This window comes from Thalassolituus sp. UBA6592, assembly GCF_002433655.1.
Lineage (GTDB): Bacteria > Pseudomonadota > Gammaproteobacteria > Pseudomonadales > Oceanobacteraceae > Venatoribacter.
This window is the reverse complement of record NZ_DJIO01000048.1, coordinates 1-8477: the sequence shown is the minus strand read 5'-3', so window position 1 is coordinate 8477 and position 8477 is coordinate 1. Positions and strand designations below refer to the sequence as shown.

Annotated in this window: 9 protein-coding genes; 2 read left to right on the top strand and 7 right to left on the bottom strand. The window is 53.3% G+C overall.

Features of this window, described 5'->3' with window-relative positions:
• From B2Z72_RS04420 to B2Z72_RS04405, 4 genes are all read right to left on the bottom strand, one after another.
• On the bottom strand, positions 1–1332 hold a 1332-nt coding region (locus B2Z72_RS04420), incomplete at its 3' end, for an O-antigen ligase family protein (RefSeq protein ID WP_297004241.1).
• Positions 1333–1427: 95 nt separating this feature from the next.
• A complete protein-coding gene (locus B2Z72_RS04415) occupies positions 1428–1829 on the bottom strand; it encodes a pilin (protein ID WP_297004239.1) in 402 nt (133 codons plus the stop codon).
• A gap of 290 nt (positions 1830–2119) precedes the next feature.
• Positions 2120–2968, bottom strand: coding sequence for a carboxylating nicotinate-nucleotide diphosphorylase (gene nadC, locus B2Z72_RS04410; protein ID WP_296984210.1), 849 nt, complete (start codon positions 2966–2968; stop codon positions 2120–2122).
• Between the two features lie 185 nt (positions 2969–3153).
• On the bottom strand, positions 3154–4524 hold the full coding sequence (locus tag B2Z72_RS04405) for an alanine/glycine:cation symporter family protein (RefSeq protein ID WP_296984212.1): 1371 nt from the start codon (positions 4522–4524) through the stop codon (positions 3154–3156).
• Between the two features lie 297 nt (positions 4525–4821).
• Here B2Z72_RS04405 and ampD point away from each other — a divergent pair, with 297 nt between their 5' ends.
• Positions 4822–5403, top strand: coding sequence for a 1,6-anhydro-N-acetylmuramyl-L-alanine amidase AmpD (gene ampD / locus B2Z72_RS04400; RefSeq protein ID WP_296984213.1), 582 nt, complete (start codon positions 4822–4824; stop codon positions 5401–5403).
• Between the two features lie 5 nt (positions 5404–5408).
• On the top strand, positions 5409–6284 hold the full coding sequence (ampE, locus tag B2Z72_RS04395) for a regulatory signaling modulator protein AmpE (protein WP_296984214.1): 876 nt from the start codon (positions 5409–5411) through the stop codon (positions 6282–6284).
• A gap of 104 nt (positions 6285–6388) precedes the next feature.
• Here the strand turns inward: ampE and B2Z72_RS04390 are convergent, their stop codons facing one another.
• From B2Z72_RS04390 to B2Z72_RS04380, 3 genes are all read right to left on the bottom strand, one after another.
• Entirely contained in the window at positions 6389–7123 is a 735-nt protein-coding gene (locus B2Z72_RS04390) for an MBL fold metallo-hydrolase (protein ID WP_296984215.1), read from the bottom strand.
• A 25-nt stretch (positions 7124–7148) separates the two neighbouring features.
• A complete protein-coding gene (locus B2Z72_RS04385; RefSeq protein WP_296984216.1) occupies positions 7149–7745 on the bottom strand; it encodes a hypothetical protein in 597 nt (198 codons plus the stop codon).
• Between the two features lie 60 nt (positions 7746–7805).
• On the bottom strand, positions 7806–8477 hold a 672-nt coding region (locus B2Z72_RS04380), incomplete at its 5' end, for a DUF3530 family protein (protein ID WP_297004237.1).

The window sequence follows — 8477 nt, the reverse complement described above, 5'->3', positions numbered from 1 at the left end:
GACTCCATGCGCCCCCACGGGGCCGACAGCCACCATTATCGGCAACGCCAGCCCTGCCGATAACCTGACCGACGGACGAGCCGGAACGCGAATTGGCGAACGGCCACCCTGAATTGGCGCCTGGAGCAACGCCAGGAACATCGTGAGCACCAGAAACCCAGTAAGCATCGATGCCGGTGCCATAAACACTGCCGAAACACCGGCGTGCACGAACGCAGCCACGACCGAAGCGGTCAATCCTCCCATTATCGTGGCATCTCTACCTTTCGCTCGATATTCTGCGCCTCTCGAGGCCATGTATCGACCAATACCGCCAACGAAAATAACAAACGCCACGATGACTCCCCATCCATACTCGGCCGCCCAAAGCAGATACATGTTATGAGGGTGACCAAATGACTTTGAGCTGACCTGCAAATCGGAGACTAAGGGGTGCGTCAACCACGACTGGGGACCGAGCCCAAAGGGAAAATTGACGAGGCTCATATTCCACGCCTCTATCCAGAGAGGTATCCGGCCCGAGGAACTGGCAGAAATCGCTCTTAAATCTACTGAATCGAATAACCACAAGGGAAGCAAAAAGGTCAAAACTAGCCACAGGCTGCCGCCGACAAGCAACTGCACTCCATTCGAACGAAGCCAGTCCAACGAATACCGCCTGAAGAGCACAACTACAACTATCGATCCAACCAAGAGCCCGAAAGCGGAGCCCCTGGCTGATGTAGAAAGCAGAATCCACCACCAGAGAGCACCAGCAAGCACGAATACCCCCCGGACCGCTGGCAAAGTCGACAAGCTTCCGGAACGCTGCGCCGCCGCAATAAGCGGAATCAACCAGCTGGCCAGATGGCTCCAATACCGGATATTGGGGAAACCCCATGTCAAAACTGTATCTATGTCTGCATTGCCATCCTGTAAGGCAAGGGCATAGTTCATAAGGGCAATGAATCCATAGATGAGTGCCACGAACGCAATAACCGTGAGGACCCTGCCCAACTTCAGCCATAGACTTTCCGACTGCGACAGATGGCCGCTGAAAAGGCAACACCCCAGAAAGAAGAGGGCGAACATCAGGGGTTCAACGTGGTAATTCGCTGGATAGAGTTCACCGGACAGAAATATAAGAATCAGCGGAAGCAACCAGGGAAGCCACCCGATCCCCGCTGCGTGTTTGCGACCGGCGACAGTTTTGGCAAGACATAGGCAGACTGTCAGCCAAATCACTAAACACAGCAGGAAGCGCTGCTCCGAATAATTGCCAGCGCCAATCGGTATAAGGCCTGCAAATAGAGAAAACCCGACCAGTAGGAAGCTGAAGGCAACTAGGATCATCTACATTGCTCCCAAATAAAAAGCCCCTGCGTTTTCACAGGGGCTTTCGACAACCTTGACTCTACGCGCTACTAAATAGCGCTCGTCAAGCGATCTTAGCTATCAAGACCGGCACCTTCTTCGCACTGCGGAGTTGTGACCGGAGCGATGCCCCTCATGGAATAGGATACACCGCCGGTGGTTCCGACTGTCGCAGTCAACTCACAACCCTCGTTAGTCCAAATCAGGGCGCCCCCAGTGTTGATATCGAAGTTTGTAGCAGAACCAGCCAAAGCAGCTTCAGCATCAATTTCACTGTTCAGGTTGGCACAATCAATACCAGTCTGGACACAAACCTGCGCTTTGGAAACGTACGGGGTAACACCCTTCATGGTGGCACCACCCTGGGAGGTACGTACATACTCCTGGTAAGCCGGAATTGCAACCGCTGCAAGGATACCGATGATCGCAACAACGATCATCAATTCAATTAAGGTAAAGCCTTGTTGAGCTTTCATAGTCTTTCTCCACTCTCGGATGAGATATTTAGTTATCCGGACTTCCAGTCCATTCCAGAAGTACGACGCCAGTTTAGTGACAGTGAAGAAAGTGTGCCAAGCTTATTTACTGCGCGCAAGCCCTGAATATTTGTGCTGGATCACGTTTTTGTATGGTCGTTGTGAGGCGTGGTTTAAAGGGTATTCGGAGGAGGTCAGATAGTGACAAATATTGTCACTACTGACGAAAAAAACAACAAAAATGCGGTGAGGAATATTGTGACAGAATGTAATTATTCTGCAACGATTTGTTATATCAGGCGCATGGATAAATCCACGGCTTTACAGTCTTTGGTCAGCGCGCCAATGGAAATAAAATCCACACCGGTTTCGGCATAATCGCGCAGCGTTGCGTCGGTGATGCCACCGGAGGCTTCTAATTTTACTCGGCCATTAGTATGAGATTTATTGTACGCCACTGCGTCTTTCATTTGTGCCGGTGAAAAATTATCCAGCATGATGATGTCAGCGCCTGCGTTAATGGCTTCTTCCAGCTGCTGCATATTTTCCACTTCAACTTCTACAGGTTTGCCCGGTGCAATCTGGTGCGCCTGGGTCACCGCCTGAGTGATGCCGCCACAGGCCATGATGTGGTTTTCTTTGATCAGAAAAGCATCAAATAAACCAATGCGATGATTAAAACAACCGCCCTGGGTGACGGCATATTTTTGTGCGATGCGCAGGCCAGGAATGGTTTTACGTGTATCCAGCAGTTTTACGCCAGTGCCTTCCACTTTATCAGCGTACTGGCGGCACAGTGTTGCGGTAGCCGACAGGGTCTGCAGAAAATTCAGTGCACAGCGTTCACCGGTGAGCAGGGAGCGGGCGCTGCCTTCCAGTTCAAATAAGGTCTGATTGGCTTCAACCCATTCGCCTTCCTTTACTTTCCAGTTGACGCTGACGCTGTCATCGAGCTGGCGGAAGACTTCGTTGACCCAGGCAACGCCGGCAATAATGGCGCGGTCGCGGGTGATAATGCGGGCGTGGGCCTGTTCCTCAGCCGGGATCAGTTGCGCGGTAATGTCGCCGTCACCGACGTCTTCACGCAGGGCGGTGGCTACGGCAGCGGCTATGTCTTGCTGGTAAAGGCTGAGTTCCATGATTGAGCTCTTCTACTGGATCTGAACAGGGCGGGCATTTTACATGGAATCAGAAATCCTGCACAGGCGGGCAACAGTGAGGTCCATGAGGGGAGGAATAAGCGGGAAGGGGGAAGAGTGGAGTGGTAAGAGACTGACAGCCAGAGCGCAAACACCTGTTTGCGCTCTGACTGTCAGGGAAAGCATCAATCCGGCTGCTTGGCGAAGTATTCGCGGGTAACGCGGAATACCATCGGCGCCAGTAACAGCAGACCAATCAGGTTTGGAACAGCCATCAGACCGTTGAGGGTATCTGACAGATTCCAGACGAAGTCCACTTTCACGTTGGCGAAGGTCAGTACCGCGATCACCCAGACGATGCGGTAGATGATCAGGGTTTTTTCGCTGAACAGGTATTGCCAGCAACGTTCACCATAGTAAGACCAGCCCAAAATGGTGGTGAAGGCGAAGATTACCAGAGCCACGGTGACGATGTAGTTACCACCGCTTATCGTGGCAGAGAACGCTTCAGATGTCAGAATGGCGCCGGTCAGACCATTGCCATCGGCACCGGTTGCGGTCCACATGCCGGAGGTCAGAATAACCAGAGCGGTCATGGTACAGACGATAATGGTGTCGATGAATGTGCCCAGCATGGCGATCAGCCCCTGACGCACCGGGTTGTTGGTTTTTGCCGCCGCGTGAGCAATGGCCGCCGAACCCAGACCGGCTTCGTTGGAGAATACACCACGGGCCACACCAAAACGGATGGCGGCGGCAACGGCTGCACCGGCGAAACCACCAACGGCTGCCACTGGCTCAAACGCGTAAGTAAAAATCAGCGCGATGGCGTGAGGAATCTCGGCGATATTAATCAGCAGAATAATGAGAGACGCGGCTACATAAAGAACGATCATGGCCGGTACCAGTTTGCCGGCCACATCACCAATGCGGCGGATACCACCCAGAACAACGAAAGCAACCAGAACCGCAACGATAACACCGGTTACCCAGGTCGGTACGCTGAAGCTGTCGTGCATTACCGCAGCCATGGAGTTGATCTGAACTGCGTTACCGATACCAAAAGCCGCCACGGCTCCAAAAATGGCGAATAACAGCCCCAGGGTTTTACCCATCTCCGGCGCAAATTCGCCAACGCCGTTGCGCAGATAATACATAGGGCCGCCGACAAAGCGGCCCTTGCTGTCGGTTTCACGGTAGGTAACGGCACAGACGGCCTCGGCGTATTTAGTGGCCATACCAAACAGAGCGATTACCCACATATAGAAAATCGCACCCGGACCACCCAGTGCAATTGCAGTGGCAACACCTGCGATATTACCGGTACCAACCGTTGCCGATAATGCGGTGGCCAGCGCATTGAAGGGTTTTACGTCACCGTCATGGCCGTCGTCATGGGCGGCAAACAGCTGGCGGAAGGCATAAACAATCTTGCGCCAGGGCATAAATACCATACCGGTGGTCAGCAGAACCCCGGTGACGCCCAGCATCCCCAACATGGGTGGTCCCCAGACGAAGCCGTTAATCTGGCTGATCAGATTATTTAACATTTCCATTGGCTACTTCCTTAGGTTGTCATTTGTAAAATTCGGTAACTGTGGACTATATCCGCGCCACTGACAGAAGCCAAACGGTCGGGCCAGCAAAGTTGACTAATGGCTGATGTGAGACAAAGTGGCGTCGACAGCAATAGTCCGTATGATTGAGAATGTATAAAAAGAAAGGCTCTGGTTCTATGTTGTCGGTGTTGTTGTCGGTGTCGGTGTTCGCTCTTACATACCCGTCGTCATGCGCTTGTGCTGCGTGGCGATCATCTGTTTCTGGCCGTTCAGCTGATACTCAGGATTCTCCTGATGGCGATTAATCAGGGATTGTTGAGTTCAGCCCGCTGGTGCCCGTCACCTAACTTTGGTCCTCGCCCTGAGGGAGAGGGTGGAGAGGTTTCTTTGCTGGTGGTGCATAACATCAGCCTGCCACCGGGGCAGTATGGTGGTGGATATGTGGAAGCGTTTTTCCGCAATGAGCTGAACGCAGATGAGCATCCGTATTTTGCAGACATTGCTGCCTTACAGGTTTCCAGTCATCTGCTGATTGAACGCAATGGCAATATAGTGCAGTTTGTGAACTTCGCTGACCGTGCCTGGCACGCCGGTCTGTCCCGTTATCAGGGGCGGGAAAACTGCAACGACTTCTCCATCGGTATTGAACTTGAAGGTACAGATCATGAGCCTTATACCGACGCGCAGTATGGTGCGCTGACAGACGTTTGTCTTGAGTTGCTGGCAGAATATCCGGCGCTCAGTAAATACCGGATTACCGGTCATGAACATATTGCCCCGGGACGTAAAACAGACCCGGGCCCGGCATTCAGCTGGCAGAAATTGTTTTGCGGACTGATTCCGTATAACAGCCACCCAGGCCAGCCGCAGAGGTAAAAATAATGAAATTTCTGATTCTGTTTATTGTGCTGGTCACGCAACACCAGTTACCCATGCCGCAGCGCAGCACGCGCAGCCGGACATTCAGTAAGTGGCTTTCTATCTGGATGTCCTTCCGCTGGTTTGCGGCGGTGCCGCGTCATCTGAAATATCTGCTGGTGGTCTTTATGCCCACAGCCATTCTGACCGCCGGCTTTATGATGATTGATACGCTGTTCTGGGGGCTGCTGGCCTTTGCGCTGGAAATTCTGCTGCTGCTTTATGTGTTGTCGCATGCGGGCATTGGCCGTCATCTGCAGGAATATCTGCACGATCTGAAAGAAGGGGATAATCAGGGTGCATATCATTGTGCGGATCAGCATCTTTCCGTTCCGGAAGTAGAGGTCTCGGAAAACCTGCATGAAATGAATGAGCAGGTGATCAAAGCACTGATGCACCGCTGGTTTGAATATTTTTTTCTGATGGTGTTCTGGTACATGGTGGCGGATGTCGCCGGTGTGTTACTGGCCTGGTTTACCCTGCAGTACGCCCGCGCCAGTGACTGCGATCAGAAAGCCTGGCGTTATCTGCATTGGCTGGAGTGGATTCCGGTTCGTCTGCTGGGATTGACCTTCTGCCTGGCCGGTAATTTTATGCGGGCTTTGCCGGTGTGGCAGCGCTCCTTATGGAAAGTACGTATTGTCAGTGCCGATGTGCTGCATTCTGTGGGCAGCAGTGCGCTGACGCATAATGGCGAATCGCGTGAGTGGCACAGCGCTGCGGAGAATGGCGAACAGGCGGCGGAAGAACTGCAGGAATGGCAGAGTCTGCATTTGCGCAGTTCATCGATCTGGATGGTGATGATTGCCGCAGCCACCGTGGGGGGCTGGTTGTTATAGCAGAATCAGAACTTCTGGTGCCGCTGAGGCGGTGACATAAAAAAACGGGAGCATGGCTCCCGTTTTTTTATGTCATGTACTTTTCCGCGTAGGGCGATATTACTTCAGCGGATGGCAACACCTACCGGCAGATCCTCAAACCAGTTGAGGAATTCTTTTGCCTGAGCCTTCTGAAACAGTCGCCCGTGTTGCGGTGCCATAATGTTGATATCGAGCTGGCGTACGCGACGGATCCAGTCCAGCTTGGCTTCATTGGATGGCATCCAGCGCTGGTGGAATTTCCTCATTTTGGGGATATGGGTATCCATTTTATCCACCCACAGTGGCGCATCGGTATCTTCCAGTGCGGCACCGACATCACCGCTCATCAGGATGCCGGCTTTAGGGTCGTAGACATGGAAGTTGCCGGAAGAATGCAGATAATGCGCTGGCACAAACTGTAGCTGAATACGGCCCAGAGTAATCGTGGCGCCTTCATCGGGCAGGGCGCAGTATTCAATACGTTCCATACCAAAATGGCGGATAAAACCTTCCCACAACCAGGGCGAATAAAGCTTGGCATTGGGCAGTGCCTGATCCCATAAACCCAGGGATGAAATAATATCCGGGTCCTGGTGGGAGGCGAACAGGTGGGTAATTTTTTCTGCCGGAACGTACTTCAGTACCGCCGACAGCATAGGGGCAAACAATTCGATACCACCCGGGTCCAGCAGCATCGCCTGATTACTACTGATGATCATATATTGGTTGGTATCAATAATACCTTCCGGTTTGTTCGGATCACGGCCGAACATAATCCACTTATGATCACCGTCTTCATACAAGGTTGTTGCCAGCATTCTGTATTCCTTCTCTCCGGGCCTGTCAGGCGTAGTTCTGCTTCTGACTGAGCAGGTTTCTGGCCTTGCTCAGGTGCTTACGGATTTTGTCGGCCGTATCGGTAATATTCTGAGCGATGACTTCGAGCTGATTGCGGAAGTCTCCGGCAGACGCCGCTTCAACCTTACTCGAGGTGGCGATCAGGTTGGCGGTACGTATGTGCTTATCGCCTTCTTCCAGCTGTTGTTCGAGCTCACGCAGTCCGCGGGTCAGGGCGGCTGACAGTTCTTCGCGCTGTTGGCGGCTCTGATTCATGGCAGACTGCAGTGAATCCAGATTGCGGTCATGCTGATGTGCGATCCAGTCAAATTTTTCTGCAGCCAGAGCGGCACGCCATAAAGCGACGGCATGCTGCGACAGCCCTTCGGAGACACCATTGATGTACTGGGACTGGCGGATAATGTCGGACGCCAGTTCATCAATAAAATGCGTGATGGCTTTGAAGCCCACGGTTTTAGAACCAGCGCGCACCGCCAGTGCCCTGGCGTTTTTTGCTGTCAGGGCCAGTCCTTTGGCCTCCAGCATGGCCTGATGCAGTTCGGCGGCGATGCTGGCGGCGGTGACAAAAATCGGTGTAGCCATAGTATGTTCCGGTTGGTTTCAGCAGGCGTTGAAATCAGTATAGAAGGTTTTCGTCATTCCTCAGCGTTGGCCCGGAAGTTCGTTGCCGGCGGCGTTGGTTCTGAGCCATCCGCGCACCCGCCGCAGGATAGTGTTGTTGTCGTCATACTGTTCGGCAAAGGATGGAACCCGTATCTGTTGATAATCTTCACGCTGCAGATGACGCATGTGCCCGGCACGTTGTTGGACCGTGCGGGCAGGGACACCGGAGTCCTCACTGATCAGATCAAGCACCTGAATTTCCAGTTCGCCCAGCTTCTGCACCAGTGGCACCTGATCGTAAGCGTTCTCTTTTGCATCGATCATCACCAGTGTGTAGCCGCGATCAGTGTCTTCACCGTCGTCGGTCTGAATCGTGCGTGGGCGTTGCAGCATAAAGTCCACAGCCCAGCCGGCGCTGGCACCACAGGCGATGATCACGACATTAAGCTGCCCCCGCTGATTGAGATACTGCACACTCTGACGCACCCGCTCGCGTACTGTGTCACGGTAGGTTTCTGCCGTGTTTACTGCAGGCTGTTCATCTGTGCTGTCCGGCTGTGGCTCAGGTTCAGGCAGAGGCGGCAGGGCCTGTAAGCGTGGCAGCGCCGGCTCTGCGCTGTTGCTGTCGTCCGCGTTGGTTGCCGCTTCCTCTTCGGCTGTCAGGCCATTGCTGTCGGGTTCTTCTGTTGCTGGGTCTGCTGCCGGGTCTGG

Excerpts from the sequence above, each read along its gene's own strand:
- B2Z72_RS04415 (WP_297004239.1), bottom strand. The coding sequence starts at position 1,829 with ATGAAAGCTCAACAAGGCTTTACCTTAATTGAATTGATGATCGTTGTT.
- nadC (WP_296984210.1), bottom strand. The coding sequence starts at position 2,968 with ATGGAACTCAGCCTTTACCAGCAAGACATAGCCGCTGCCGTAGCCACC.
- B2Z72_RS04405 (WP_296984212.1), bottom strand. The coding sequence starts at position 4,524 with ATGGAAATGTTAAATAATCTGATCAGCCAGATTAACGGCTTCGTCTGG.
- ampD (WP_296984213.1), top strand. The coding sequence starts at position 4,822 with ATGGCGATTAATCAGGGATTGTTGAGTTCAGCCCGCTGGTGCCCGTCA.
- ampE (WP_296984214.1), top strand. The coding sequence starts at position 5,409 with ATGAAATTTCTGATTCTGTTTATTGTGCTGGTCACGCAACACCAGTTA.
- B2Z72_RS04390 (WP_296984215.1), bottom strand. The coding sequence starts at position 7,123 with ATGCTGGCAACAACCTTGTATGAAGACGGTGATCATAAGTGGATTATG.
- B2Z72_RS04385 (WP_296984216.1), bottom strand. The coding sequence starts at position 7,745 with ATGGCTACACCGATTTTTGTCACCGCCGCCAGCATCGCCGCCGAACTG.